The organism is Streptomyces sp. S.PB5, assembly GCF_030403745.1.
In the GTDB taxonomy this organism is placed as follows: domain Bacteria; phylum Actinomycetota; class Actinomycetes; order Streptomycetales; family Streptomycetaceae; genus Streptomyces.
In genome coordinates, this window is sequence record NZ_JAQMWP010000029.1 from 41,673 (window position 1) to 66,999 (window position 25,327).

At 69.9% G+C, this 25,327-nt stretch carries 28 protein-coding genes and 1 pseudogene; 12 read left to right on the forward strand and 17 right to left on the reverse strand.

Features of this window, described 5'->3' with window-relative positions:
- Window positions 1-3: 3 nt before the first annotated feature.
- From PH203_RS44735 to hemL, 5 genes are all read right to left on the reverse strand, one after another.
- Window positions 4-780 (reverse strand): cytochrome c biogenesis protein CcdA, encoded by a 777-nt coding sequence (locus tag PH203_RS44735; protein WP_289928201.1) that lies wholly within the window; start codon window positions 778-780, stop codon window positions 4-6.
- Window position 781: 1 nt separating this feature from the next.
- Complete coding sequence (locus PH203_RS44740) at window positions 782-1,384, reverse strand: TlpA disulfide reductase family protein (RefSeq protein ID WP_289928203.1); 603 nt, start codon at window positions 1,382-1,384, stop codon at window positions 782-784.
- A gap of 66 nt (window positions 1,385-1,450) precedes the next feature.
- Window positions 1,451-2,740, reverse strand: coding sequence for a polysaccharide deacetylase family protein (locus tag PH203_RS44745; RefSeq protein WP_289928204.1), 1,290 nt, complete (start codon window positions 2,738-2,740; stop codon window positions 1,451-1,453).
- 137 nt (window positions 2,741-2,877) lie between these two features.
- The gene (locus PH203_RS44750; protein ID WP_289928206.1) at window positions 2,878-3,561 is read right to left on the reverse strand and encodes a histidine phosphatase family protein; all 684 of its coding nucleotides are present in this window, start codon (window positions 3,559-3,561) and stop codon (window positions 2,878-2,880) included.
- Entirely contained in the window at window positions 3,558-4,877 is a 1,320-nt protein-coding gene (gene hemL / locus PH203_RS44755; protein WP_289928207.1) for a glutamate-1-semialdehyde 2,1-aminomutase, read from the reverse strand. Before hemL ends, PH203_RS44750 begins: the two co-directional genes overlap by 4 nt.
- 498 nt (window positions 4,878-5,375) lie before the next feature.
- On the opposite strand from hemL, the gene PH203_RS44760 reads away from it, so the two are divergent.
- Window positions 5,376-5,813: a hypothetical protein gene (locus PH203_RS44760; protein WP_003974483.1), complete on the forward strand. Its 438-nt coding sequence runs from the start codon at window positions 5,376-5,378 to the stop codon at window positions 5,811-5,813.
- A 52-nt stretch (window positions 5,814-5,865) separates the two neighbouring features.
- Here the strand turns inward: PH203_RS44760 and PH203_RS44765 are convergent, their stop codons facing one another.
- Window positions 5,866-6,228: a hypothetical protein gene (locus PH203_RS44765; protein WP_289928215.1), complete on the reverse strand. Its 363-nt coding sequence runs from the start codon at window positions 6,226-6,228 to the stop codon at window positions 5,866-5,868.
- Window positions 6,229-6,295: 67 nt separating this feature from the next.
- On the reverse strand, window positions 6,296-6,658 hold the full coding sequence (locus tag PH203_RS44770) for a hypothetical protein (RefSeq protein WP_289928216.1): 363 nt from the start codon (window positions 6,656-6,658) through the stop codon (window positions 6,296-6,298).
- Between the two features lie 317 nt (window positions 6,659-6,975).
- Here PH203_RS44770 and PH203_RS44775 point away from each other — a divergent pair, with 317 nt between their 5' ends.
- The gene (locus PH203_RS44775; protein ID WP_289928217.1) at window positions 6,976-7,662 is read left to right on the forward strand and encodes a hypothetical protein; all 687 of its coding nucleotides are present in this window, start codon (window positions 6,976-6,978) and stop codon (window positions 7,660-7,662) included.
- Between the two features lie 104 nt (window positions 7,663-7,766).
- On the opposite strand, the gene PH203_RS44780 is transcribed toward PH203_RS44775, so the two are convergent.
- The 6 genes from PH203_RS44780 to PH203_RS44805 all read right to left on the reverse strand — a co-directional run bounded on the left by PH203_RS44780 (window position 7,767) and on the right by PH203_RS44805 (window position 13,812).
- Window positions 7,767-8,210: a hypothetical protein gene (locus PH203_RS44780; RefSeq protein WP_289928218.1), complete on the reverse strand. Its 444-nt coding sequence runs from the start codon at window positions 8,208-8,210 to the stop codon at window positions 7,767-7,769.
- 91 nt (window positions 8,211-8,301) lie between these two features.
- Entirely contained in the window at window positions 8,302-9,573 is a 1,272-nt protein-coding gene (locus tag PH203_RS44785) for an ArgE/DapE family deacylase (protein WP_289928219.1), read from the reverse strand.
- Between the two features lie 151 nt (window positions 9,574-9,724).
- The gene (locus PH203_RS44790) at window positions 9,725-11,140 is read right to left on the reverse strand and encodes a HAMP domain-containing sensor histidine kinase (protein WP_289928220.1); all 1,416 of its coding nucleotides are present in this window, start codon (window positions 11,138-11,140) and stop codon (window positions 9,725-9,727) included.
- Window positions 11,141-11,869 (reverse strand): response regulator transcription factor, encoded by a 729-nt coding sequence (locus PH203_RS44795; RefSeq protein WP_289928221.1) that lies wholly within the window; start codon window positions 11,867-11,869, stop codon window positions 11,141-11,143. It abuts the gene before it with no gap.
- Between the two features lie 129 nt (window positions 11,870-11,998).
- Window positions 11,999-12,727, reverse strand: coding sequence for an FMN reductase (locus PH203_RS44800; protein ID WP_289928222.1), 729 nt, complete (start codon window positions 12,725-12,727; stop codon window positions 11,999-12,001).
- On the reverse strand, window positions 12,724-13,812 hold the full coding sequence (locus tag PH203_RS44805) for an LLM class flavin-dependent oxidoreductase (RefSeq protein WP_289928223.1): 1,089 nt from the start codon (window positions 13,810-13,812) through the stop codon (window positions 12,724-12,726). The genes PH203_RS44800 and PH203_RS44805 overlap by 4 nt, the downstream gene beginning before the upstream one ends.
- Before the next feature lie 120 nt (window positions 13,813-13,932).
- Between PH203_RS44805 and PH203_RS44810 the strand changes: the two genes are divergently transcribed.
- Together PH203_RS44810 and PH203_RS44815 are read left to right on the forward strand one after the other, a co-directional pair.
- Entirely contained in the window at window positions 13,933-15,105 is a 1,173-nt protein-coding gene (locus tag PH203_RS44810; RefSeq protein ID WP_289928224.1) for an MFS transporter, read from the forward strand.
- Window positions 15,075-15,419 carry a DoxX family protein gene (locus PH203_RS44815; RefSeq protein WP_289928225.1) on the forward strand — a complete coding sequence of 115 codons (345 nt, stop codon included), beginning with the start codon at window positions 15,075-15,077 and terminating at the stop codon, window positions 15,417-15,419. The genes PH203_RS44810 and PH203_RS44815 overlap by 31 nt, the downstream gene beginning before the upstream one ends.
- Before the next feature lie 54 nt (window positions 15,420-15,473).
- Here the strand turns inward: PH203_RS44815 and PH203_RS44820 are convergent.
- Window positions 15,474-16,162 (reverse strand): annotated as a pseudogene (locus PH203_RS44820) (zinc-binding dehydrogenase); the annotation flags it as partial.
- A gap of 63 nt (window positions 16,163-16,225) precedes the next feature.
- On the opposite strand from PH203_RS44820, the gene PH203_RS44825 reads away from it, so the two are divergent.
- Window positions 16,226-16,543, forward strand: a complete 318-nt coding sequence (locus tag PH203_RS44825; protein ID WP_289928226.1) for a helix-turn-helix domain-containing protein — start codon at window positions 16,226-16,228, stop codon at window positions 16,541-16,543.
- A 183-nt stretch (window positions 16,544-16,726) separates the two neighbouring features.
- Here PH203_RS44825 and PH203_RS44830 read toward each other — a convergent pair whose 3' ends face one another.
- Entirely contained in the window at window positions 16,727-17,233 is a 507-nt protein-coding gene (locus PH203_RS44830; protein ID WP_289928227.1) for a hypothetical protein, read from the reverse strand.
- Window positions 17,234-17,420: 187 nt separating this feature from the next.
- Here PH203_RS44830 and PH203_RS44835 point away from each other — a divergent pair, with 187 nt between their 5' ends.
- Window positions 17,421-17,756 (forward strand): YnfA family protein, encoded by a 336-nt coding sequence (locus tag PH203_RS44835; RefSeq protein ID WP_289928228.1) that lies wholly within the window; start codon window positions 17,421-17,423, stop codon window positions 17,754-17,756.
- Between the two features lie 12 nt (window positions 17,757-17,768).
- On the opposite strand, the gene PH203_RS44840 is transcribed toward PH203_RS44835, so the two are convergent.
- Window positions 17,769-18,203: a nuclear transport factor 2 family protein gene (locus tag PH203_RS44840; protein ID WP_289928230.1), complete on the reverse strand. Its 435-nt coding sequence runs from the start codon at window positions 18,201-18,203 to the stop codon at window positions 17,769-17,771.
- Window positions 18,204-18,360: 157 nt separating this feature from the next.
- Between PH203_RS44840 and PH203_RS44845 the strand changes: the two genes are divergently transcribed.
- From PH203_RS44845 to PH203_RS44855, 3 genes are read left to right on the forward strand one after another with little or no spacing between them, the layout of a single operon-like run.
- Complete coding sequence (locus tag PH203_RS44845; RefSeq protein ID WP_289928231.1) at window positions 18,361-19,125, forward strand: SDR family NAD(P)-dependent oxidoreductase; 765 nt, start codon at window positions 18,361-18,363, stop codon at window positions 19,123-19,125.
- Window positions 19,125-19,313: a hypothetical protein gene (locus PH203_RS44850; protein WP_289928233.1), complete on the forward strand. Its 189-nt coding sequence runs from the start codon at window positions 19,125-19,127 to the stop codon at window positions 19,311-19,313. Before PH203_RS44845 ends, PH203_RS44850 begins: the two co-directional genes overlap by 1 nt.
- A 44-nt stretch (window positions 19,314-19,357) precedes the next feature.
- On the forward strand, window positions 19,358-20,623 hold the full coding sequence (locus tag PH203_RS44855; RefSeq protein WP_289928235.1) for a GNAT family N-acetyltransferase: 1,266 nt from the start codon (window positions 19,358-19,360) through the stop codon (window positions 20,621-20,623).
- Window positions 20,624-20,667: 44 nt separating this feature from the next.
- Here the strand turns inward: PH203_RS44855 and PH203_RS44860 are convergent, their stop codons facing one another.
- Complete coding sequence (locus PH203_RS44860) at window positions 20,668-21,861, reverse strand: RtcB family protein (protein ID WP_289928236.1); 1,194 nt, start codon at window positions 21,859-21,861, stop codon at window positions 20,668-20,670.
- A 170-nt stretch (window positions 21,862-22,031) separates the two neighbouring features.
- Between PH203_RS44860 and PH203_RS44865 the strand changes: the two genes are divergently transcribed.
- From PH203_RS44865 to PH203_RS44875, 3 genes are all read left to right on the forward strand, one after another.
- Complete coding sequence (locus tag PH203_RS44865; RefSeq protein WP_289928238.1) at window positions 22,032-22,856, forward strand: DUF3558 domain-containing protein; 825 nt, start codon at window positions 22,032-22,034, stop codon at window positions 22,854-22,856.
- A gap of 109 nt (window positions 22,857-22,965) precedes the next feature.
- Window positions 22,966-23,841 carry a DUF3558 family protein gene (locus PH203_RS44870; RefSeq protein ID WP_289928239.1) on the forward strand — a complete coding sequence of 292 codons (876 nt, stop codon included), beginning with the start codon at window positions 22,966-22,968 and terminating at the stop codon, window positions 23,839-23,841.
- A gap of 102 nt (window positions 23,842-23,943) precedes the next feature.
- Entirely contained in the window at window positions 23,944-25,239 is a 1,296-nt protein-coding gene (locus PH203_RS44875) for a DUF2637 domain-containing protein (protein ID WP_289928242.1), read from the forward strand.
- Window positions 25,240-25,327: the final 88 nt, after the last annotated feature.

Here is a 25,327-nt window from a genome sequence, read left to right on the forward strand (position 1 = left end):
CGATCAGATCCCCACAGTGAAGCCGCTGGACCAGACCTGCATCTCCTGCACGATGCGGTCCCACGCGCCGGTGAGCAGCAGCACCCCGGTCACGATCATCATGGTGCCGCCGATGCGCATCACCCAGACGTAGTGCTTCTTGACCCAGGTGAAGGCGCCGAGCGCCTTGCGGAAGGCTACGGCAGTCAGCACGAAGGGCACACCGAGGCCGAGGCAGTAGGCGACGGTCAGGACGGCACCGCGCAGGGCACTGCCGTCCTGCATGGCGAGGGACTGCACGGAGGACAGCGTCGGCCCGATGCAGGGAGTCCAGCCGATGCCGAACAGCGCGCCCAGGAAGGGGGCACCGGCGAGACCGGTGGAAGGCCTGGTGTGGAAGCGGAACTCGCGCTGGGTGAGCCAGGGCATCATGCCCATGAAGAAGACGCCCATGAGGATCATGAGCACGCCGAGCACCTTGGTCAGAATGCCCCGCTCCTCCTGGAGGGTCTGACCGAAATACCCGAAGAGTGCCCCGCCGGAGACGAACACGACGGTGAAGCCCAGCACGAACAGCGAGGCACCCGCAGCCATCCGCCCGCGCCTGGCCTCCGCCAGGTCAGTGCCGCTGACGCCCGTGACGTACGACAGATAGCCGGGGACGAGCGGCAGGACGCAGGGGGAGAAGAAGGAGACGAGTCCGCCGAGCACGGCAATCGGCAGGGCAAGCACGAGAGCGCCGTTGAGGACGGTCCCGTTGCGGCCCACCACCGCCTCCGCGAGTGTGTACGTCGCGCTCACGTCACTTCTCCGCGAGCACAGGCTTGATCATGCCGAGCAGGTTCTCCTCGCCGAGCGCCATCAGCGCCCGAGCCGCAAGCTTGCCCTCCCGGTCAATGACCAGTGTCGTGGGGATCAGCTGCGGGTTCAGCGTGCCCTTCTTGAAGCGAAGCATCTGCTTGCCCGTCGGGTCGTACAGGCTCGGGAAGGTGACCCCGAACTCCTTCTCGAAGTTGATCGCGGAGGTGGTGTTGGTGTCCCGGGTGTTGATGCCGACGAACTGGACGCCCTGGTCCTTGTACTTCGCGTAGACGGCCTGGAGGTTCTTGGCCTCGGCCCGGCACGGCGTGCACCAAGAGCCCCAGATGTTGACGACGAGGACCTTGCCCTTGTAGTCGGCGGTGGAGAGCTCACCGCCGTCGATGGTCTTGCCGGAGAGCACCGGGGCGGTGTCCCGCTTGCCCTGCGCGACCGTGTCAATGCCGTTGTTGCCGGTGACGAATTTGGTGTCACCGGTGCCGCCCGACGTACCGCCGGAGCTGCACGCACTCAGGGTCAGCGCGGCTGCGGCGGCCGTGGCGGTGAGCAGGACGGTTCGACGGCTGGTGCGGGTCACGGCACTCATGTGAAAAGTTTCGCATGCCCGTTCTGGGGATCTTGCGCACCCCCCTTGCGGGCGGAAACCCGCATTTCAGGCGGCGTTCGCAGGGCTCTCGGACGTGTTCCCCGAGGTGTCCTTCATATACGTGTTCCAGCCACCGGCGGGCCGCTGTCCGACATCCAGCGTCCGCAGCCTGGCCAGCACCTCCGGCTTCTGTACGTCCATCCAGTCCACGAACTGCCGGAAGGAGACCAGCCGCACATCCTCGCCCTTCTCCTTCTCCGCCGCGATGTGCTTCAGCGCCTCCTCCACCGCGTCCATGTAGATGCCGCCGTTCCACTGCTCGAAGTGGTTGCCGACGAAGAAGGGGGCGCGGTTGGTCTCGTAGGCCCGCTTGAAGCCGGATATGTAGGCCCCCGCGGCCTGCTCGCGCCAGGCGGGGTAGTTGTGGGTGGGGGCGTTGGTGGAGTTGATCGACTGGTTGGCGAGCATGTTGTAGTCCATCGAGAGGACCTCGAAGCTGCGCCCGGGGAACGGGACCGCCTGGAGCGGCAGGTCCCACAGCCCGTTCTTCTTCTCCGGCCAGACCTGCCGGCCGCCGGGCGAGGAGGCGTCGTAGCGCCAGCCGAGTTCCTTCGCGGTCGGCAGCAGATTGTCCTGGCCGAGGAGACAGGGCGTACGGCCGCCGACGAGTTCCTTGTCGTAGTCGAAGGGGAGCGCGGGCAGGTCGGTCCACCCGGTGTTGGTCCGCCACTCCTTCACGAAGGCCTTCGCCTGGTCGATCTCGCTGCGCCACTGCTGGGGCGTCCAGTTGCCGACGCTGCCGTGTCCGGCGCAGAAGTGACCGTTGAAGTGGGTGCCTATCTCGTGCCCTTCGAGCCATGCCCGCCGGACGTTGGTCAAGGTCGCCTTGACGTGCTCGTCGGTGAGGTAGCCGATGTCGGAGGCGCCGACGGGGTTGTTGGGCGGGTCGTAGAGGCGCTTCTTCGACTCGGGGAGCAGGTACAGCCCGGAGAGGAAGAAGGTCATGTGGACGCCGTGCTGCTTGGCGAGGTCGAGGAAGCGCGGGAAGAGCCCGTTGCCGACTTCGCCCGCGCCGTCCCAGGAGAACACGACGAACTGCGGCGGGGTCTGGCCCGGCTCCAGCGGCGTCGGTTTGGCGGGCTGGTGGGGCTGCTTGCCGGTGTAGGAGGTGGAGCCGTCGCCGAGGGGGCGGACGGGGTGGGTCTGCGGGCTGGGCTTGTTCCCGGCGCCGCCGGTGGAACCTCCGGCAGGGCTCGGCCCGTCAGACGGGGTGAAGGAGCCGCAGCCGGCGAGTCCCAGGGCGGCGGCGCCTCCCACGCCGAGTCCGAGAGCTCCCCTTCGCGTGAGAGTGCGCATCGCTTCCCCGTTCGTCACGTTCTCTGGTGGTCACCCATTCAGAGGACGTGACGTACGGAGGCGTTCCGTCTGTTTTTCGTTGATTACGTAACAGAAGCCATGAACCGGAACTCGGGAGCGGAACCCAGGAGCGGAACTCAGGCCCCGAAGGCCTTGTCCTTGCCCTTCACCGGCTTGGCCCCGGCCCGCAGATGCGCGGGGACGAGGTCGATGGCGGGCTCGCTGTAGCCGACGGAGACGATCTTGTCGCCCTGGTAGGTGAAGGTCGTCAGCGAGGCCAGCGTGCACTGCCGCCGCCGCGGGTCGTGCCACAGCCGCCGCTTCTCGACGTACGACCGCACGATCCAGATGGGCAGCTGGTGACTGACGAGCACGGCCTCGTGCCCCCGCGCCGCGTCCTTGGCCGCGTCCAGCGCCCCCATCATGCGGACGACCTGGTCGACGTACGGCTCACCCCACGACGGCTTGAAGGGGTTGACCAGGTGCTTCCAGTTCTCGGGCCGCTTGAGCGCCCCGTCGCCGACGCCGAAGGTCTTGCCCTGGAAGACGTTGTCGGCCTCGATGAGCCGCCCGTCGGTCGCGAGGTCCAGCCCGTGCGCCTTGGCGATCGGCGTAGCGGTCTCCTGCGCGCGCTCCAGCGGGGAGGAGCAGACGTACGTCACGTCCCGGGAGGCGAGGTGCTCGGCGACCCGGTCGGCCATCTGCCGCCCCAGCTCGGAGAGGTGGTAGCCGGCGAGACGGCCGTAGAGGACCCCGTCGGGGTTGGCGACCTCGCCGTGCCGCATGAGGTGGACGACGGTGATGTCAGTGTTGCCGGTCATGCTGCCGTGGCCTCCGCTGCCGCACGGGCCGCCGCCGGGAGGGCGTCGGCGATCTTCTGAACCGCCCGCTCGTCGTGAGCGGTGGACACGAACCACGACTCGAAGGAGGAGGGCGGCAGATAGACGCCCTGTGCCAGCATCGAGTGGAAGAACGCGGTGAAGCGGAACGACTCCTGCTTCTTGGCGTCCTCGTAGTCCCGCACCTCACGGTCGGTGAAGAAGACGGAGAACATGTTGGACGCGCTCTGCAGCCGGTGCGCGACACCTTCCTTGGTGAGCGCCTCGGTGACGAGCGACTGGATGGTCGCCGACACGGCGTTGACCTTGTCGTAGGCGGCGTCGTCGAGCAGCCGCAGCTGGGCGAGGCCCGCGGCGGTGGCGACCGGGTTCCCGGAGAGGGTGCCGGCCTGGTAGACGGGCCCGGCGGGGGCGAGGTGCGCCATGACGTCGGCACGGCCGCCGAAGGCCGCGGCCGGGAAGCCGCCGCCCATGACCTTGCCGAAGGTCATCAGGTCGGGCCTGACCCCGTCGATCCCGTACCACCCGACGCGGCTGGTGCGGAAGCCGGTCATGACCTCGTCGGAGATGAAGAGGGCGCCGTTCTTGGAACAGGCGTCCTTGAGCCCCTGGTTGAACCCGGGCCGCGGCGGGACGACGCCCATGTTGCCGGGCGAGGCCTCGGTGATGACGCAGGCGATCTCGCCGGGGTGCCGGTGGAAGGCCTCGTGGACGGCTTCGAGGTCGTTGTACGGCAGGACGATGGTGTCGCCGGCCTGGGCGCCGGTGACGCCGGGAGTGTCGGGGAGCGCGAAGGTGGCGACCCCGGAGCCGGCGGCGGCGAGAAGGGAGTCGACGTGACCGTGGTAACACCCGGCGAACTTGATGACCTTGGTGCGCCGCGTGAACCCGCGGGCGAGCCGGATGGCCGACATGGTGGCCTCGGTCCCGCTGGAGACGAGCCGCACCTGCTCAAGGGGCTCGATCCGGGCGACCATCTCCTCGGCGAGCGCGACCTCGCCCTCACCGGGCGTACCGAACGAGGTGCCGCGCGAGACGGCGTCCTGCACGGCGGCGATGACCTCGGGGTGGGAGTGCCCGAGGATCATGGGACCCCACGAGCAGACCAGGTCGACGTACTCGCGGCCGTCGGCGTCGGTGAGATACGGACCACGGCCCGACACCATGAACCGGGGCGTACCGCCCACGGCACGGAAGGCGCGCACCGGGGAGTTCACGCCGCCCGGTGTGACGGCGGCCGCACGGTCGAACAGGGCCTGTGAGGCAGGCGCATCGTATGAATAGGGCGTTTCGCTCATGACCTGCGACTTCTCCGACTTCTCGGACTCCGGTTGCCGACTTTCCTCCTCAGGGTAGGCCAGCGGCCCTGACCGACCGCTGCCTGTGGCCCGACGGCATCTGCGAAACTGGCACCTGATACACACAGCTCACACGGCCCGCGGGGTCTGGAGGCTGCGAAGATCCCTGTGAGGATCCTGCGGACAGGTGTTTCAACGCACGTTTCGGCGGGCGGCCGCGGGGGAGGTCACTGACACGATGATCGGGTTGCGCGGCGGGGGCCACGCGTCCTAGAAAAGCAGTCGGGTGGAGATATGCATCGCGGTGGCGGGCTGGGCGAGGGGACTGACGACCTGGGTCCTCGACGTGCCCGGCGAGGCAAGCACCGGCGCGACGCGGAGGAAGCGGCCGCAGAGGCACGCCAAGCTCACGGCGTTCCGAATGAGACAGAGCACGACGACCGACGTATCGAACGTCGGATCGATCGGTTGAGGGCGGGGAGCAGGAATGGTGGTCGGGTGGGGGTGACGTACAAGTACTTCGGCGCGCCCGACGGCGCGACCGCGGCCCGCGTCCCGATCTCGATGCGCCCCGAGGAACTCGGCGGCGACGAGCTCGGGATGAACGGCATGTTCACCAAGATCAAGCCGGAGACGATGGCCGCGATGGTCCTCACCGGCATCGAGGGCGTCCCCCTGCACAAGGTGCCCCCGCTGGAACTCGTCGTCCTGCACCCCGACTACGCCGTGGTCAAACTCCCGATGACGGTCGTGGACCCGCTGCGCGGCATCGGCGAGGAGGCCGTGGGCGCGGCCGCGTTCATCTGGTCGACGGTCCCGGACCGGGGCGGTCCGCGGGACGCGTTCAACGTGTACCAGCTGCTGCACGAGTGGCAGGACTTCAGCCACCGTCTGCACGAGGCGGGGCATCAGCCGTACTGCCTGGTGTGGCCCTGAGCCTCAGCCCGGTCTCGATCCCGATCCCGGTCCGCCGCGGCCCTGAGCGGCCTCACGCGGCCGGGTAGGGTTCCCGTCCCGTCAGCTTGCGGGCGAACAGACCGATCAGTGTGGCGTTGACCAGTCCGCACAGGACCGTACCGGCGGAGAAGAGCACCGGGCTCAGCCAGTCCAGCGACGAGTTCCACGCCAGGGCCGCCGTCAAGGGCATGCTGACGATCATGCCCAGCGGAGCCGTGGCCAGGGTCGGCCAGATACCGGCGAATCCGGGGTCCGGGGACAGATAGACGGCCCACAGGAAGAACCCCAGCGACACCCCGACCAGCCCGAGATAGGCGCGGGAGAGCCAGTTGTCCGTCGCGGGCGCGAGCAGGGCCTTGGGCTTCTGGAGTCGGGGGCGGACGGAGCGGGCCATGTCGGTGCCTTTCGCTTGGTTCTTGAAGTCGCTTACGGCTTCTTCGGGTTGAAGAGGTTGTGGAAGTTCAGGCGTGCCGTTCCGCGGCACGGACATCCCGGACGTGATGTGCGAGTGCACCCACCACGGCGGCGTTCACGAGGGCGCAGACGAGCAGCCATGCGGCCGAGAGGACCAGCGCCGCCGTCTCGGCCGGACCGCCGTTCCCCTCGACGGTCCCGGGACCGACCGGCAGCACGATGCCCGCGAGCGACAGCGGCTCCGTGAGCAGCACGGGCGCCATGGCGTACGCGCTGTCCGGAAGGAGGAACGCGACCGGCAGGGAGGCGGCGAAGACCGTCAGATACCCCCGGGCGGGCCAGTTGTCCGTGGCGAGCGCGAGAAGCCGGCGCAGCCGCGGCAGGCGGCGTGGACGGGCGGCGTTGGGCATCGCGGGTTCCTCCAGTTCGGTGTCGTGCCTGGTCGGCGTGTGTTCTCCACGATGGACCGGCGCCCGCGCCCGGGCATGAGTACGCATGCTCATCCGCGACTGAGTGGTCCCGCATCTCCCCCCGGTCGTTCGACAGTTTCGTGACAGTCCGAAGGTGACTCCTGTTCCACTTCGTCGGATCGTGCGTATCTTGATCATCGCGCCGCGGCGGATCCTGACCCGATCCGTACCGTCCACCTCACATCGACGTACGCGGCCGACGCACATGTCAGCCAGCGACCGGGGGACCCCGTCGCTTACGGGGGAGCACCTTCGCCATGCCGTGGAACCGGAACTACGGCGGCCGCATAGCGGGCCGTCCTGCCGTCGCCTTTGTGGCCTTCGCCGGGGTCGTCGCGGCCGTACTGGTCGGCCAGGGCGGTCTGACCACGGTCGTCGGATGCGGGATGGTCAGCGACGAGCATCCGTCCCAGACGGCCAAGGACTGGGTGACGTACGCCGACCAGGTCGTCGTGGCCACCCCGGAGCGGGAGCAGGAGACCGACCGGCGGGACTTCAAGTCCGGAATGTTCGCGTACCAGACCGACCGCACGGTGACCTTCCGCACCGACCAGGTGCTGTGGTCCTCCGGCAAGGGGTCGGCACGGACCGTGGACAAGGGCTTCGACATGGTGGCCCCCGGCTGGCGGGTGTACCGGGAGAGCGGCACCCGCATCAAGCGGACCGCCCCGAACGCCTCCCGCCTGGAGACCGGCCACACCTACCTCCTCGCCCTGCGCTGGTCCGGCGACGGCTGGACCGTGCTCGGCGAGGGCGCCGCCGTCCCCTTCGACGACGGCGTCGTCGACCAGGGCGAGTGGTGCGGGCGCGTCCTGAGCAAGGAGGATGTCGCCCGCGGCGAACGCTTCTCCCGCAAGGACGACGACAGCCTGGAGAAGGCGGTCCTCGGCCAGGACGCGGCGGCCGTGAAGCGCGCGCTGGACGGGGCGCGGGCCAAGGACTGAGGCCGGTGGACGGCCGGCCTCATGGGCGTACGGCGACGCGGTGGCCGGTCCACCACGTCGCCGTACTGCGATGGGCGCCCTGCTGCTGCCGCCCTACCGGGAGGTCAAGCCGTGACCGCCGCCCGCCCTGCCCCCGCCGGGTGCAGTCGGCCGTGCCACCACGCCGACAGGGCGAAGACGGCCGGGAGTTGGAGGGTGAACAGCGCGAAGAGCAGCGTCACGAAGGCGGAGTCGGCCGGCGCCACATCCCCGTAGGCCACCGCCTCGGCGGCGGAGACCAGCAGCAGGACCAGCGCGTACAGCCCCGTGTCGACGCCCGCCGTCGTCCAGCGCGACCGGGTGGGCGGCAGCAGCAGCCGGGCCTCGGTCAGCACCAGGATGACGACGACCGGGAAGACGAGCCGGTCCGGGGCGAGCAGAGCGCCGAACACCCAGTCCCGTGTGGGAAGTTCGGGATCCCAGAGGAAGTTCACCGCCTCCCCCACCGCCAGCGATACGAGCGTGACGATCACCGCGTACGACACGGCCCTGCGCCAGGATGTGTTCACGAACCGCTCCTTCCCCCGTGGGCCGACCCGGCCCATGGAAGAAGATCGGCATCGGCCCCCGGCTGGTTCCCGTCCCCGCCGACGCGTCGGATCACTTCACCCCCACGGTCCGCAGCACGGTGAGCGCCAACGTCCTTGCTGTGGCCGCCACTTCACTCACGGACACCTGCTCCCGCGCACTGTGGGCCACCTGGATGTCCCCGGGCCCGAACTGCAGCGTCGGGATCCCGGCGCCGGCGTACAGCCGCAGATCACTCCCGTACGACGCGCCGCGCTCCCGGAGTCCGGGGCCGCCGCCGGCGTCCGCGTGCGCGGCGCGGATCACCTCGGGCAGCGGGTGCCCCTCCGGCAGCCGCCCGCTCGCGAACTGCCCGCCGGGCCAGGTCACTTCGACCGGATGGTCCCGCAACCACGGGTCCCCGGCACACACTTCGGCCACGCACCGCTCGAACGCCGCCCTCGCCACCGCCGGGTCCTCCCCCAGCCGCACCCCGAACCGCCCCTCCGCCACCAGCAGATCGGGCACACTGCTGGCCCAGTCCCCCGACCGCACGGTCCCCACGGACAGGGCGTACGGGATCGGATACTCGGCCATGAGCGGATGCGGATCGCGGTTCCGGTCGGCCTCGAGGCGGGACAGGGCGCGGTGCAGCGGCAGATAGGCGTCGATCGCGCTGACACCTTCGTCGCGTGAACTGCCGTGCGCGGACCTGCCGTTGACGGTGAGCCGGAAGGTCAGCGCGCCCGCGTTGGCGGTGACCAGGGTGCCGGCGGTGGGTTCGGCGATGACACAGGCGTCACCGCGGTGTCCGCGCTGGAGCGTCCCGAACGCGCCGAGCCCTCCGTCCTCCTCCCCGACGACGAAGTGCGCGGCGACCCGCCCCCGCAGCCGCACTCCGGCCGCCCGTATCGCCTCCAGCACCGCCAACTGGGCCGCGAGCCCGGCCTTCATGTCACAGGCGCCCCGCCCGTGCACAACGTCACCGGCCACCCTCGGCACGAACGGATCGCCCGCCCATGCGGCCGGATCCCCGGGCGGTACGACATCGACGTGCCCCTGCAGCACGAGCGTCGGCCCGTCACCGCCTTCCTGCTCCGCCGAGCGCCCGACGAGCCCCCAGGCCTCCTCCCGGGGCGCCTCGGCCCCGGGGAAGTCCGGGTGGGCGCGGAGACCAGGGAGATCCATGGACCAGAGATCGACATCGAGCCCGAGCCGGTCCAGATGCCCGGCCAGATGGTGCTGGATCTCCGACTCGGCGGCACTTCCGGTCACGCTGGGAATCACGATCAGGTCGAGCAGCGTACGGAAGACGGCGGCTTCGTCGATGGCGGCCAGCACGGACGCTTCTGCGGAGGTGAGCATCTGGGGCCTCTCGGCTGGGAGTCGGCGTGGGCGTTGGTGCGGGCTGCAGTGCCGTGCGGCCACCCGCTTCTTGATCAGTGTCGCCATTCCACGAACCGAGTAAAGAGGGCTCCGCCGGGGCTCCGCCCCACGTCGGCTGCGCCGATCGCCCTCAGACCCCGCCCCCCACCGTGAACCCGATCACCGTCCCGCCCCCCTCCCGCCGCACCGCGAACGGCGCGCCCCCGTGCGCCAGCGCGACCTCCCGGACGATCGACAGGCCCAGCCCCGACCCGGGCAGCGAACGCGCGTCGGCGGCGCGGTAGAAGCGGTCGAAGACCCGGACCAGGTCCCCGTCGGTGATCCCCGGCCCGCGGTCCAGGACCTCCACCCGGACTGTGCCCGGGTGCGCCGGGCCGGTCACGCTGATCTCGATCGGGGAGCGGCCCTCGCGGTCGAACTTCGCCGCGTTCTCGACCAGGTTGGACACCGCGCGGGTCAGCATCGCCGGGCGGCCGTCCGTCGTCGTGTCTCCCCCGGTCCGGACCACGATCTGGCGCCCGGTACGACGCCGCGCCACCCCCGCCACGTCCTCCGCGATGTCGGCGAGGTCGACCCGCTGCGGCGGCTCCGTGTCGGACTGGCCGGCCGCGAGATCGACCAGCTCGTTCACCAGATCCGTCAGCTCGCGTGCCTCCTGGCCCAGGTCGGCGACCAGCTCGTCCCGCGTGGCCGGCGGCAGCTCGTCGATGCGGCGCAGCAGGGAGATGTTGGTCCGGAGCGACGTCAGCGGCGTCCGCAGCTCATGCCCCGCGTCCTGCACCAGCCGCCGCTGGTCCTCCTCCGACTGGGCCAGCCGCCCCAGCATCCGGTCGAAGGCCCGGCCGAGGCGGCCCACCTCGTCGTACCCCGTGACCGGTACCTGGATCCCCAGCCGCCGCGTCCGGGCCACGTCCTCCGCGGCCGAGGTGAGGATCACCAGCCGCCGGGTGATGCGCCGGGCCAGCCACCAGCCGAACAGTCCCGCCGCGACCACCACCGCCGACATCAGGACCAGCGTCCGCTGCTGCAGCGCCCGCAGCAGATCCTCGGTGTCGCTGAACTCCTGCGCGACCTGCACCGCCCCCCGCCCGTCGCCGAGGGCGACCGTCGCGATGCGGTAGACGTCGCTGCCGACGTCGACGTCCCTGTGCTCGGTCAGCCGCCCGGCAGGAGCCGCCCTTGCGATCCTCCGGTCGGCGTCGGTGACGGGCAGCCCCGGGCTCCCGGGGTCGACGACGGAGCCGTCCGGCCCGAGCACCTGGACATCGGTACGGGCGGGACGTACGAGATCGTGCCCCGGTGCCGAGGACGAGAAGTCCTGCGGCGTCATCGGCTGATCGCGCACCTCGTCCCGCAGATCCTGCACGACCTCGTCGAACACGGACTGCTGGTCGACCCGGACCAGCCGCGCGGCGGCGCTGTACGACAGGATGCCGACCAGCACGGTCACCGCGGCCGTGACCGCCGCGAAGGACACCGCGAACGTCGTCGCGAGGGAGACCAGCCCGGGCCGCCGCCTGCGCAGCAACCGCGCGAGCCGCCCCACTCAGTCCTCCCGCAGCACGTAACCCACGCCCCGCACGGTATGGATCAGCTGGGGCGCCCCGGGTTCGTCGAGCTTGCGGCGCAGATAGCCGACGTAGACGGCGAGGTTCTTGGAGCCCGGACCGAAGTCGTACCCCCAGATCCGGTCGTAGATCGTGGAGTGGTCGAGGACGATCCCGCTGTTGCGCACCAGCAGTTCGAGGAGCTCGAACTCGGTGCGGGTCAGCTCCAGCTCCCGGCCGTCCCGCCAGACCCGCCGCGCCTGCGGATCCATCTTCAGGCCCGCCGCCTCCAGGTACCGCTCGGGCACCGGCTGCTGCTTCGGCGCCTCGGCGGGCACGGCGGGCACGGCCCCGTTGGCCGCGCCGGTGCGCCGCAGGAGGGCGCGCAGACGGGCGAAGACCTCTTCGACGTCGAAGGGCTTGAGGACGTAGTCGTCGGCGCCCGCGTCCAGGCCGGCGATCCGGTCCTGGGTCTCCACGAGCGCCGTCAGCATCAGGATCGGCGTCCGGTCGCCCTCGGCGCGCAGCACCCGGCAGACCTGGAGGCCGTCGATGCCGGGCATCATGACGTCGAGGACGAGCACGTCCGGCGGGGTGCGATGGGCCTGCGCCAGCGCCTCGACGCCGTCGGCGACCGCGGTGACCCGGTACCCCTCCAGGGTCAGGGCGCGCTCCAGCGCGTTGCGGATGGCGCGGTCGTCTTCGGCGAGCAGAACGGTCTGAGGCACGCTCCCATAGTGCCAAGGCGACCGCCGGTTCAGCCTGGTGAGCGAGCCGACGATCGGCCTTTTTACCTGCCTCTCACCGTCACAGAGGCAACCGCTCGGCGTACGCCTACGCTCTTCTCACCCTCGGCCTCAGCCCCGCCCGCCGCCCGGCGCCAGCGCGGCCAGCTGCTCGGCGAACGGTACGACGTGGAAGGCGCCGATGCCGGACTCGGCCGGGGCCGGCTCGGGCGTGATCGGCCTGGCCTGCGGGACGTGCGGGACCTGTGCGGCCTGTGTGACCGACTCGACCTGCGTGGCCTGCGTGGCCTGTGTGACCTGCGTGACCGGCTCGCCCCGCCCGGCCCCCGACAGCCCCGTCATCAGCCGCGCCAGCTCCGCGGCCGCCCGCTCGATCCGCCCGTCCAGCCCTTCCGCGCCCCAGTCCTCCGAGGCGGCGTACACGCCGGTCGGTACGACGACGGCCTTGAGGTAGGCGAACAGCGGCCGCAGCGCGTGCTCCAGGATCAGCGAGTGCCGGGCCGTGCCCCCGGTCGCGGCGATCAGCACCGGCTTGCCCGCGAGGGCGTCCGGTTCGATCACGTCGAAGAAGGACTTGAAGAGCCCGCTGTACGACGCCGAGAACACCGGCGTGACGACGATCAGCCCGTCTGCCCCCGTCACCGCGTCGATGGCGTCGGACAGTGCCCGCCCCGGGAACCCGTTGGTGAAGTTGTGCGCGATCTCCACCGCGAGCTCCCGCAGCTCGACCACCCGCACCTCGACCTGGGCCCGCCGGGACACCGCCCCCGCCAGCCGGTCCCCGAGGAGCCGGGTGGACGAGGGAACGCTCAGTCCCGCCGAGACGACGACGAGCTTCATTCCGAGCCTTCCTTCCGGGTGGCGGCCAGCAGGGACGCGTGGGTCGGAGCGTCCGGCACGTCCGTGGGACGTCCCACCGCGAATTCCTTGCGCAGCACGGGGACGACCTGCTCGCCGAGCATGTCGAGCTGTTCCAGGACGGTCTTCAGGGGCAGCCCGGCGTGGTCCACCAGGAACAGCTGGCGCTGGTAGTCACCGGCGTAGTCACGGAAGGCGAGGGTCTTCTCGATGACCTGCTGCGGGGAGCCGACGGTCAGCGGGGTCTGGTCGGTGAAGTCCTCCAGCGACGGCCCGTGCCCGTAGACCGGGGCGACGTCGAAGTACGGCCGGAACTCGCGGACGGCGTCCTGGGAGTTCTTGCGCATGAAGACCTGGCCGCCGAGGCCGACGATGGCCTGCTCGGGGGTGCCGTGCCCGTAGTGGGCGTACCGGGTGCGGTACAGCTCGATCATCCGCTTGGTGTGGTCGGCCGGCCAGAAGATGTTGTTGTGGAAGAAGCCGTCGCCGTAGTACGCGGCCTGCTCGGCGATCTCCGGCGAGCGGATGGAGCCGTGCCAGACGAACGGCGGCACGCCGTCCAGCGGGCGCGGCGTGGCGGTGAAGCCCTGCAGCGCCGTGCGGAACTTGCCCTCCCAGTCCACGACGTCCTCGCGCCACAGCCGGCGCAGCAGGGCGTAGTTCTCGATGGCGAGGTTGATGCCCTGCCGGATGTCCTGCCCGAACCAGGGGTAGACCGGCCCGGTGTTGCCGCGCCCCATCATCAGATCCACCCGGCCGTCGGCCAGGTGCTGGAGCATCGCGAAGTCCTCGGCGATCTTCACCGGGTCGTTCGTGGTGATCAGCGTGGTGGAGGTGGAGAGGATCAGCCTCTCGGTCTGGGCCGCGATGTAGCCGAGCATCGTGGTCGGCGACGACGGCACGAACGGCGGGTTGTGGTGCTCACCGGTCGCGAAGACGTCCAGGCCGACTTCCTCGGCCTTCAGCGCGATGGCGACCATGGCCTTGATCCGCTCGCGCTCGGTCGGCGTCCGGCCCGTGGTCGGGTCCGGTGTGACATCACCGACGCTGAAGATCCCGAACTGCATGGTCGCTCACCCTCCAGGTTGTTGACCGTTCAACTATAGCCCTGTAACGGCCACTCGCCTCCCCGTATTCCAGCCCTCAGGGAAAGCCGATCGACACCGACCATCCACCCATTTACCTGCGTGACGCAGATACCGCACAACACAAGCGATCCCGCAGGCGAGCCCACCAGTGATCTCACGAGAGGGACGCCCGCCACCCCGGCCCGCACCCGCTGGGCGATCCTCGCCGGGATCCTCGCCGCCGACGTCCTGGACCTCCTCGACGCCACGATCACCAACGTCGCCGCCCCGACCATCGCCACCGGCCTGGGCGGCGGCCCGGGCCTGGTCCAGCGGCTGGACGCTTCCTACGCACCGGCCCTGGGCGTCCTGCCGGTCCCCGGCGGGCGCCCCGGCGACAAATACGGCCGCCGCAGGCTCTTCCTCCTGGCCCTCACCGGCTTCCTCGTCGCCTCCCTGGCCTGCGGCCTGGCCCCCGACCCCACAACACTCGCCCTCGGCCGCCTCACCCAGGGCGCGTTCGGAGCCCTGGTCATCCCGCAGGGCTTCGGCATCCTCGGCGCAACGTGGCCCCGCGACCAGATCGGCAAAGCGTTCGCGCTCTTCGGCCCCGCGATGGGCCTGTCCGCCGTCAGCGGCCCGATCCTCGCCGGATTCCTGGTCGACGCCGACATCGCGGGCCTCGGCCGGCGCCCCCTGTTCCTGATCAACCCGCTGCTGGGCGGCCTGACCGAGAGCTCGGCAAGAGGCTGGACGACTGCTCAGGCCCTGCTCCTCCTACCCCTCGGCCTCATCTTCTTCGCCGCCTTCTGCCACCGCCGGCGCACGGGTCGTGAAGCCGCGGTTGGGCGTGGTCGCCTTCGCCGCCACGGCCTGATCCACACCCACGGCCGCCGCCTGGTGTACGCCGGTCTTCTGACCCTGCTGACCCTCCTACAGGCTGCGCCCGGCTGCTCTCGACGCCGTGCAGCAGCCGGCCAACGCGATCCGAGCGGCCACGGTGACCACGGTCTACTTCCGCACCCCGGCCGACACACCCCACGCCACAACGCTCAGCCTCCTGACGGTCACCGCCGCCCTGCCCCTGTGCCTGACCCTCGTACGCCTGCTCCCGCCCAAGCCCCAGCCGGACCAGCACCACTGACCCGACGAGCCCCGCGCCCCCGCAAAAAACTTCCGCCCACCCTGTCACACTCCCGCCCCACCCCGCGTCAGCTCCATGAACCCGGTCGACAGCACCGGCACCAGAAGGAGCCAACCGCATGTCAACGCCCACCATCCACGTCATCGTGACCCTCCTCGCCGCCGCCATGTCCGGCTACTCCGGCGCCGTGGTCCTCACCCGAGCCGACTGGATCGTCAAGGCCCTCACCGACTACCGCGTCCCCCAGCCCTGGTGGCCCTACCTGGGCACGGCGAAGGTGTCCGGCGCGGTGGGTCTGGTGGCGGGCCTGTTCTTCCCGCCCCTCGGAATCGTGGCCGGCGCAGCCCTGGTCCTCTACTTCACCGGAGCGGTCATCACGGTGGCCCGGGCCCGCTGGTACACCCACATCCCGTTCCCGCTGGTGTACGCGACACCGGTGGTGGCGGCGCTGGCACTGGCGTGAGGGTGCCGGGGCCCCGCCAACCGTTCGAGGCCCCCCAACCGCGCCCCACCTCCCTCGCCCCCGAACCCCACCCTCCGCCAGCCGAGCATGCGCCTTCGCAGCCTCCCCCAGCGAAAACACCTCAGCCACCCGCAACGTCAACTCCCCACCCTCCACCAGCCCGACCAACTCCCCGAGCCGCCCCCCATCCGCACTCACCTCGACGGCAGTCGTCCGCACCCCCCGCACAGAACCCGGCTGAGCCTGAGGGATGGCCCCGACGTAAACACCCCCGTCCCGCACCCACTCCAACGCGGCCTCCCCCAACACGGCCGCATCGAACACGGCGTCATAGGCCCCCGCTTCCACCTCGGAGGAGACGAACTCCACGGCCCCCAGCGACCGTACGAGCTCCTCATCGCCCTCCCGAGCCAGCCCGGTCACCAAAGCCCCACGCCGAGAGGCAAGTTGAACGGCGAACCCACCAACAGCGACTGCCCTTCCTCCAACTCGGCGAGATCAAGGGCTTGTACGGCGGTCAGCGCATTCAGCGGCAGCGTCTCCGCATGCGTCCCCGACTCGGCCCCCACCCCGTAGTGGAGCCCGACCACCTCGTCCCCCACCCGCCACGATCCCCCAGAGGGGGTACCCCCAGCCACGCCCACAGCGTCCACGGTCCCGGCGACATCCCACCCGAGCCCGAGCCGCTTCCCCGCACCCCCGAAGACGCCCTGCCGTACCCCCGCGTCCACCGGATTCAGGGCTTGTTCGCGCCGCTGGGCCGCGGTCTGGGTCGGCACTATCGATTCGAAAGTAGTTACCTGGAAGTGCGTAAGCCTCCCGGAGGTGAGCCATGGGTCAGCCTCGTCGTCTCCGCCCTGGCCACCGGCCCGATGCGCTACAGCGACCTCGGCCGCAAGCTCGCCGGCGTCAGCCCGAAGATGCTCACGCAGACCCTGCGAACCCTGGAACGCGACGGCATCCTCACCCGCACCGTCACCCCGTCGGTCCCGGTCCGCGTCGACTACGAACTCACCCCACTGGGCAGCAGCCTCGCCGTACTGCTGACAGCCGTGAAGGACTGGGCGGAGCACCACATCGAAGAGGTGCACGAGGCACGCAACCGCTACGACGCGGCCAACTGAAGCCGACCCCAGCGGCCTGTCCTGCCAGAACGAGCCCCCCGCCAAGCCCCACCCGCCCCGCGCAAAGACCGCAAGCGGCGATTGGCAGATCCGTTCCGCACCGGATTTCGGCGACCTGCGCTTTCACGGGCCGCCGACGGAACACATCTGCCAATCACCGTCGGGCAAACCTAGCCAGCGGCGTCAGAAGTAGTACGTGTCGCCTGTGTCCAGGATTAGGAGTCGCTGGCGGTCGTTTGAGCGGTTTCGGTCTAGTACTCCGCCGCTCCAGACCGTGTCGATCTCCAGTAGGACCTCCGGCGGTCCGCCTCGTAGGCGTACCCGCAGGTCGATCTCCTCCCCCACCCCGTCCGCAGCGAGCGCCCCCACCCGGCACAGCACCACCCGCGACCCCGACCGCGTACACCCGGCCGGCAGCTCCTGGCGGTTGGCGAGCGCCTCCGACCAGCGCAGCCGAACGGTCGCGTCCGGCACCGCCGACGGCCCGTGGTTGCGCGGGGTGAACCGCACCTCGACCTGGCCGGACGCGACGGCGGCGGCCCCGTGGTAGGCGAGATCGGCCTCGGGGACATACCCGGACCACCCCGCGTCGGCCCCTCCGACGGGAGCGGCACCGGCGACCGGCGCCACCCCACCCACCACCACCGCGGCCCCCGCCACAGCCGCGACGCACACAGCGACAACCCGCATACCGCCCACTCCTCACTCCAGCAACTCCAGCGACTCCAGCGACTCCGGGGACTCCGAGGACTCCGAGGACTCCGAGGACTCAGGGACTCCGGCGGCCCCGACGACTCCCGCGCGGTCATACGGTCGGATGTATCCCACGCGGAGCGGCCCGCAGGCGCCCTGGCACCCATATGGCAGGCTGCGCGGCATGTACGTCCTCCGCTCGGCCGCCCTCTTCGTCGTCGCCGCCCTCTTCGAGATCGGCGGCGCCTGGCTGGTGTGGCAGGGCGTACGGGAACACCGCGGCTGGCTGTGGATGACCGGCGGTGTCCTCGCCCTCGGCGCCTACGGCTTCGTCGCCACCTTCCAGCCCGACGCCCACTTCGGCCGCATCCTCGCCGCGTACGGCGGGATCTTCGTGACCGGCTCGATCCTGTGGGGCACGGTCGCGGACGGCTACCGGCCCGACCGCTGGGACATCGCGGGCGCACTGATCTGCCTCGCGGGCATGGCGGTGATCATGTACGCCCCGCGAGGAGAGTGAGCGGGCCGCGCTCTACGGCGTCCCCTGCGGCAGCAGCCCCAGCTGCCCCAGGAACTCCATCTCGTCGAAGTAGAGCCGGTACTCGGTGATCCGGCCGTCCTTCACCGTGGCGAGGTCCACGCCACGAATCCTGACCTCCTTGCCCGTGGCGGGGAGCGAGTCCCCGGTGGGCAGCGCCAGCGGGCCGGTGTTCCGTCCGCTGAAGAACCCCTCGTCGATGGCGGTGTCGCCGACCTCGTACGAGTGCAGGGCATCGAACCTGGCCTCGGGGACCGCCGCCGTCATCTGCCGCCAGTACTCGACGATGTTCTCGCGCCCGCGGATCTCCCCCTCGTCAGGGGTGTAGGCGACGGCGTCCTCCGCATACAGCTCGGCGATGACCTTGAGGTCCGGGTGCGCGGTCAGCGCGTCGGTGAGCCGGTCCATGACCTCTCGCGCTTCTCCCATGATCCACCTCCAGGAGTCGGAGGATCACCACCCCCATCGTCTCACCGGCCCGCGATACGGACCGCCCCGGAGGAGACCACGGGAGCCACCTATCCTGAGGAAGGCCGCCCCCATCCTGAGGAAGCCGCCCGAACGCCGACCCGAGGAGCTCCCGCCCATGCCCAGCGCAGCGTCCCGCATCGCCGTCGTCACCGGTGCGAGCAGCGGAATCGGCGCCGCCACGGCCCGACAGCTCGCCGCCGCCGGCTACCGCGTCGTCCTCACCGCCCGCCGCAAGGACCGTATCGAGGCCCTGGAGGCGGAGATCAACGCGTCCGGCGGCCAGGCGACGGCGTACCAGCTGGACGTCACCGACCGCGCCGCGGTCGACGAGTTCGCCACCGCTTTCAAGACCATCGGCGTCCTGGTCAACAACGCGGGCGGCGCGCTGGGCGCCGACCCGGTGGCCACCGGCGACCCGGCCGACTGGCGCACGATGTACGAGACGAACGTCCTCGGCACCCTCAACGTCACCCAGGCCCTCCTCCCCAAGCTGGTGGCCGGCGGCGACGGCACGGTCATCGTCGTGTCCTCCACGGCCGGCCACGGCACCTACGAGGGCGGGGCCGGCTATGTCGCCGCCAAGCACGGCGCCCACGTCCTCGCCGAGACCCTCCGCCTGGAGATCGTCGGCCAGCCGGTCCGCGTCATCGAGATCGCCCCCGGCATGGTGAAGACCGAGGAGTTCGCGGTCACCCGCTTCGGCGGCGACAAGGAGAAGGCGGAGAAGGTCTACGCGGGCGTCGCCGAGCCCCTGACCGCCGACGACGTCGCCGAGACGATCGTCTGGACGGTCACCCGCCCCAGCCACGTCAACGTCGACCTCCTGGTCCTGCGCCCCCGCGCGCAGGCCTCGAACACGAAGGTCCACAGGGAGCTGTGATGGCTGACGCCGAAGAGACGGCGCCCTCGCCGGAAGAGGAAGCGGAAGAGGAAGCGGAAGCGGACCGCCGGCGCCTGGCGCTGGAGAAGAAGCGCGAACGCATCGTCTGGTACTACCTCGCGTACTTCCTCTTCGGCATCCACATCGTCGCCTTCGTGATGATCTACGCGGTGACGCACGCGAAGTAAAACCGCAGGTGCCCGGGGTCGGCGACCGCATATGGTCGGTGCCCGTGGACAGACACGTACGCTTCGACGCCCTGCACAACTTCCGCGACCTGGGCGGCTATCGCACCGCCGACGGCCGCAGGATCCGTCCGGGCCGCCTCTACCGCACGGACTCCCTGGGCAAGTTGGCCCCCGGCACCCCCGACTGGTCCCGCTTCCTCTCCCTGGGCATCACGACGGTGATCGACCTACGCCACGACTGGGAGGCCGACCGCAGCGGCCGCATCCCCCGGGACGACTCCTTCACGTACCACAACCTCAGCATCGAGCACCGCCCCTACAACCAGGCGGCGTTGGCCCCGGAGGTCGACCCGGGCCCCTACCTCGCCGAGCGCTACATGGAAGTGGCGGAGGACGGCGCGAAGGAGATCCGCGCGGCCCTGGAACTCGTGACGGAATCAGCGGAGTCGAACACCCCGCTGGCCTTCCACTGCGCGTCGGGCAAGGACCGCACAGGCGAACTGGCAGCCCTCATCCTCTCCCTGCTGGGCGTCGACGAGCCCACGGTCATCGAGGACTTCAGCCTCACGGAACTGGCCACCCCGGCCCTCCTCGAGGACTGGCAGAACCGGAACGAGGGCAAATCCCCGAACTGGCTCGGCTTCGGCAGAGCACCGGAATCGGTGATGCGCCTGTTCCTGAAGTCCCTGAAGGCGAAATACGGCTCGGTGGAAGGCTATGTGACGCAGGCCCTGGGCATGGACGCGGAATCCGTCTCCCAGACCCTCCGTGAAAACCTCCTGGAGCCGACGCCGACGACCTGGCAGCCCCTGACCTTCCGAAAGGCAACCCCGGAAGACGCAGAAACCCTGGTCCGCCTCCGCGACTCCCTCGCCCTGTGGATGCTGGCCCGGGGAATCGACCAGTGGAAACCATCGGAGAAGGACGCGACCCACTTCAAGACCCGCATGAGCGAGGGCGAGGTCTGGCTGGCCCACTCGGGCGACCACCTCTGCGGCGCCTACGAACTCTGGTGGACCGACGAAGCAGCCTGGGGCCCCCGCCCAGGGGACGCCGGCTACATCCACCGCCTGATGACCACTCCCCACCTGGCCCCACCGAACGCAGGCCGCGAACTCCTCCGGCACGCCGAGTCCCGCATCCGCGACGCAGCCCGCCCCTACGCCCGTCTGGACTGCCTCTCCACCAACCCCCGTCTCCGCACGTACTACGAGTCGGCGGGTTACACGGTCGTCGGCGAACAGCCGGAAAAGGACGGCGGGTTGGGCAGCCCGTATGCGGTGACGCTGCTGGAGAAGCGGCTGAGTTGACCGGAAGTCGAATGAGGCCCCGGTTCCCACCGGGGCCTCGTTCGTCAGCCCTTCACGCAGACGACCTGCTTCAGCTTCGCCACGACCTCCACGAGGTCCCGCTGCTGGTCGATGACCTGGTCGATCGACTTGTACGCACCCGGGATCTCGTCGACGACGCCGGAGTCCTTACGGCACTCCACGCCCCGCGTCTGCTCCTCCAGGTCCTTCGTCGAGAAGCGCCGCTTGGCCGCGTTACGGCTCATCCGCCGACCGGCGCCGTGCGACGCCGAGTTGAAGGACAGCGGGTTCCCGAGGCCCTTCACGATGTACGAGCCCGTCCCCATCGAGCCCGGGATGATCCCGTACTCGCCGGAGCCCGCACGGATCGCGCCCTTACGGGTGACCAGCAGGTCCATCCCGTCGTAGCGCTCCTCGGCGACGTAGTTGTGGTGCGCGCTGATCTCCGGCTCGAAGGTCGGCTTCGCCTTCTTGAACTCCTTGCGGATCACGTCCTTGAGCAGCGCCATCATGATCGTGCGGTTGTACTTCGCGTACTCCTGGGCCCAGAACAGGTCGTTGCGGTACGCCGCCATCTGCGGGGTGTCCGCGACGAAGACGGCGAGATCACGGTCGACCAGGCCCTGGTTGTGCGGGAGCTTCTGGGCGATGCCGATGTGGTGCTCGGCCAGTTCCTTGCCGATGTTCCGGGAACCGGAGTGGAGCATCAGCCAGACAGAACCGGTTGTATCTGTGCACACCTCGACAAAGTGGTTACCGCTTCCGAGCGTTCCCATCTGCTTTCCGGCGCGCTCGTGACGGAACTTGACCGCTTCGGCCACTCCGTCGAACCGCCCCCAGAAGTCGTCCCACCCGGCGGTCGGCAGCGCATGGAACCGCCCCGGGTCAACGGGGTCGTCATGCATCCCCCGCCCCACCGGAATGGCCTGCTCGATCTTCGACCGCAGCCGGGACAGATCCCCGGGCAGATCATTCGCCGTCAGAGACGTCTTCACCGCCGACATCCCGCACCCGATATCCACCCCCACCGCCGCAGGACAGACCGCCCCCTGCATGGCGATGACGGATCCGACCGTGGCACCCTTCCCGTAATGCACGTCCGGCATCACGGCGAGCCCCTTGATCCACGGCAGCGTCGCCACGTTCCGCAGCTGCTGGAGCGCGACCTCCTCGACCGACGCCGGGTCGGTCCACATGCGGATGGGTACCTTCGCGCCCGACATCTCCACGTACGACATATCGTCCTCATTCCCCCGGAATTAATGAAAAGTCTCAAATCGCAAAACCGGCGCCAAGATCAACGAAGAGGACAACGGACCGGCGTCCACGGCCGTGCGTGCGATACACATGGTGCACAGGGGTCACCCCTGGCCAGCAACCGATTAACAGCAACGAAGAGGAGCCGACCGTGCAGCGGAAGGCGTACGTATCCGGCGTCGCGGCGCTCCTCGTCGCGCTGCTGGCCGGCTGCACCGGCGGCTCGGACGACGGTGGCACGACGGACGACGCGAACCCGGGCGACGCCGGCACCGCGACCGCCGCCGCCGAGCCCGGCAGGTACCGCACCCTCCCCGAACCCTGCAGCGCGGTCAGCCCGAGCACTCTCGACGCGCTTCTGCCCGGCATCCAGCAGATCACGGACGAGGAGCAGCGCGAGACGGCGTACGAGGGCGTCCCGACGGTCACGTTCGACACGGATCGCAAGGTCGGCTGTCAGTGGAAGGTGGAGTCGACGGACGCGACGGACCATCTCCTCGTCGATCTGGAGCGCGTGGTGTCGTACGACACGGCCGTGAGCGACGAGACCCAGGCGGAGGGGCTGTTCGCGAAGCAGCAGACCGCCGCCGATCTCCCGGCCCCGGTGTCGTCGGAGTCGAGCGTTTCGGATGTGAGCTCCTCGGCGACGCCCAGTTCCTCTCCGTCCGCGAGCGCCTCCGCCGGCGGTTCCGCGTCGGGTTCCTCCAGTGCTTCGCCGAGTTCGACCCCCGCCGACCTCCAGCCCCGTGTCCTCGACGACCTCGGTGACGAGGCGTTCCTCGACGACGCGCTCAGCAGCTCCGGTTCGACGGCTCAGCAGCGCACCGTGACTGTGGCGTTCCGCACGTCCAACGTCATCGTGACCATCCGGTACGAGGAGCAGCCGACGACCGTCGGCACGGTGCCGGACAGCAAGGAAATGCAGGACAGGGCAAGGGAACTGGCCGCTGAACTGGCCGAGTCGCTGGCGGGCTGACCCCGGTTCCGCCACATCCGCAATGCGTTCGAACCAGAACCGCACAGCTTCCTCACCGCGTACCGTGGCCCCTCGGACCCGATCCGACCGCAGGAGCACGAGCAGCGTCATGAGTGAAGGAACCATGCAGCGACGAGCACAGCGAGACCACGGTGACAAGCGGGCGCAGCGCCTGAACCGCGCCCTTCTCGGTGCGGCCGCAGTCCCCATGCTGCTGGTCGCGACGGCCTGCTCCTCGGACTCCGGTTCGGACGACGCGAGCAGCAGCAAGGGCTCGGAGACCTCGGCGTCCGTCAGCCCGTCGCCCACCGTCCAGGCGGCGGCGTACAAGTCGCTGCCGGACGCCTGCGACACCCTGTCGAAGGGCACGCTCGGCGATCTCGTACCGAAGGCGTCGAAGTCCGGCAAGCAGGGCAAGTCGGACGATGTGGCGACCCGTGGGAGCTGCTCCTGGTCGAGCCTGGACAACAACGGCGTCAAGGGCTCTCAGTTCCGCTGGCTGAACGTCTCGCTGCTGCGCTTCGAGTCGGACGTCACCCGTGGTGAGGGCGACAAGCTGGCGCAGGAGTACTTCGACAAGCAGGTCCAGGAGGCCCAGGCGGTGGAGGGCGCGAAGAACGCCAAGTCCGCCCCGGTGTCCGGCACGGGCGACCAGGCGACGCTGGTGACGTACGACCTGAAGAAGAAGGAAGGCTCCTTCAAGCAGCAGACGCTGGTCGCGCGCGTCGAGAACGTCGTCGTCACTCTCGACTACAACGGTGCGGGCCTGGCGGGCGAGAAGACCCCGAGCACGGCGACCCTCTCCAAGCTGGCGGAGAAGGCGGCGAAGGAGGCGGTGGCCTCGGTGACGAAGGCGAACACGGGCGGCGGCACCGGGATCGGAAGCGGCAGCGGCAGCGGCAGCGCGACCAGCCCTTCCCCGTCCACGTCGAAGGCGGCCACGAAGTCCGCATCTCCGTCCAAGTCGGCTGCGAAGAAGAGCTGAACGCCGCCTGAAACGGGTTGACGAGCCCTACCGGCCACCCGTACGCCGCACACATGTGCCACTCTGTTGCGCGCAACAACACGCAAGGGGAGGGGAGTACGGGTGGCCGCGCCAGTCCAGTTGACCCGGATGCACCGCGTTCTCATCGGCGTGGTCGTGTTCGGCGCCGTCATCATCGCCGGCATCGGCTTCGCGGGTTCGTACGCGGCAGTCCGCGAACTCGCCATCAAAAAGGGCTTCGGGAACTTCAGTTACGTCTTCCCGATCGGCATCGACGCAGGCATCTGTGTCCTGCTGGCCCTGGATCTGCTTCTGACCTGGATCCGCATCCCCTTCCCGCTCCTGCGTCAGACCGCCTGGCTTCTGACGGCGGCGACCATCGCCTTCAACGGCGCGGCGGCCTGGCCGGACCCGCTGGGCGTGGGCATGCACGCGGTGATCCCGGTCCTGTTCGTGGTGGCGGTGGAAGCGGCCCGGCACGCGATCGGCCGCATCGCGGACATCACGGCCGACAAGCACATGGAGGGCGTCCGGCTGACGCGCTGGCTCCTCTCCCCCATTCCCACCTTCCTCCTCTGGCGCCGTATGAAGCTCTGGGAGCTGCGCTCCTACGAGCAGGTCATCAAGCTGGAGCAGGACCGTCTGGTCTACCAGGCCCGCCTCCACTCCCGCTTCGGCCGGGCCTGGCGCCGGAAGGCCCCGGTCGAGTCCCTGATGCCCCTGCGCCTTGCGCGCTACGGCGTCCCTCTGTCGGAGACGGCACCGGCGGGCCTGGCGGCGGCGGGGATCGAGCCGGTGCTGCTGCCTCCGTCGCCGGCGCCGGCGCCTCAGGTCGAGGTGGAGGCGCCTGTGCCGCCTCGGGCTGTCGAGGCGGCCCCCGTGCCCCAGCAGCCGGTGGCGCCCGCCGAGGAGCAGTACCAGCAGGTACCGGAGGAGAGTCCCTGGTTCAACACGCCTCAGCAGGTCGAGTACCAGGGCGGCTACGACCCCACGTACGACCCGGAGCAGTACGACCCGGAGCAGTACGACCCCGAGCAGTACGCCCAGTGGTTCGCGGAGCAGCAGCAGGCCGAGCAGTACTACGAGGAGGACCCGGCGCCCCAGGAACCCTCCCTGCAGGAACCCTCCATGGAGGAGACCGGCAGCTTCCCCATCCCGTCGGGTCCGGGCCGCACCCGTGAACTCGGCGAGGGCGGCGGCGCCCCGGAACCGACCGAGGACGACTACTACCTGGTCTTCAAGAAGTCGATAGACGGCAGCTATCCGACCTCGGGCCAGTTCAGGGGTGACGTGGAGGCCACCTACGGCACCACGCTCCCGCAGCGCGAGGCGGAGCGGATGGTCAACCGCTTCACCAACCGCCACACGGCCGAACTCCAGGAAGACCACATCGCGTAAGAAGAACCGCGCGAGAAGGATCGCGTAAGAAAAGCCGCGTAAGAAAAGGGGCCCTCGTCAGAGGGCCCCTTCTCCGTACCGCTTACCG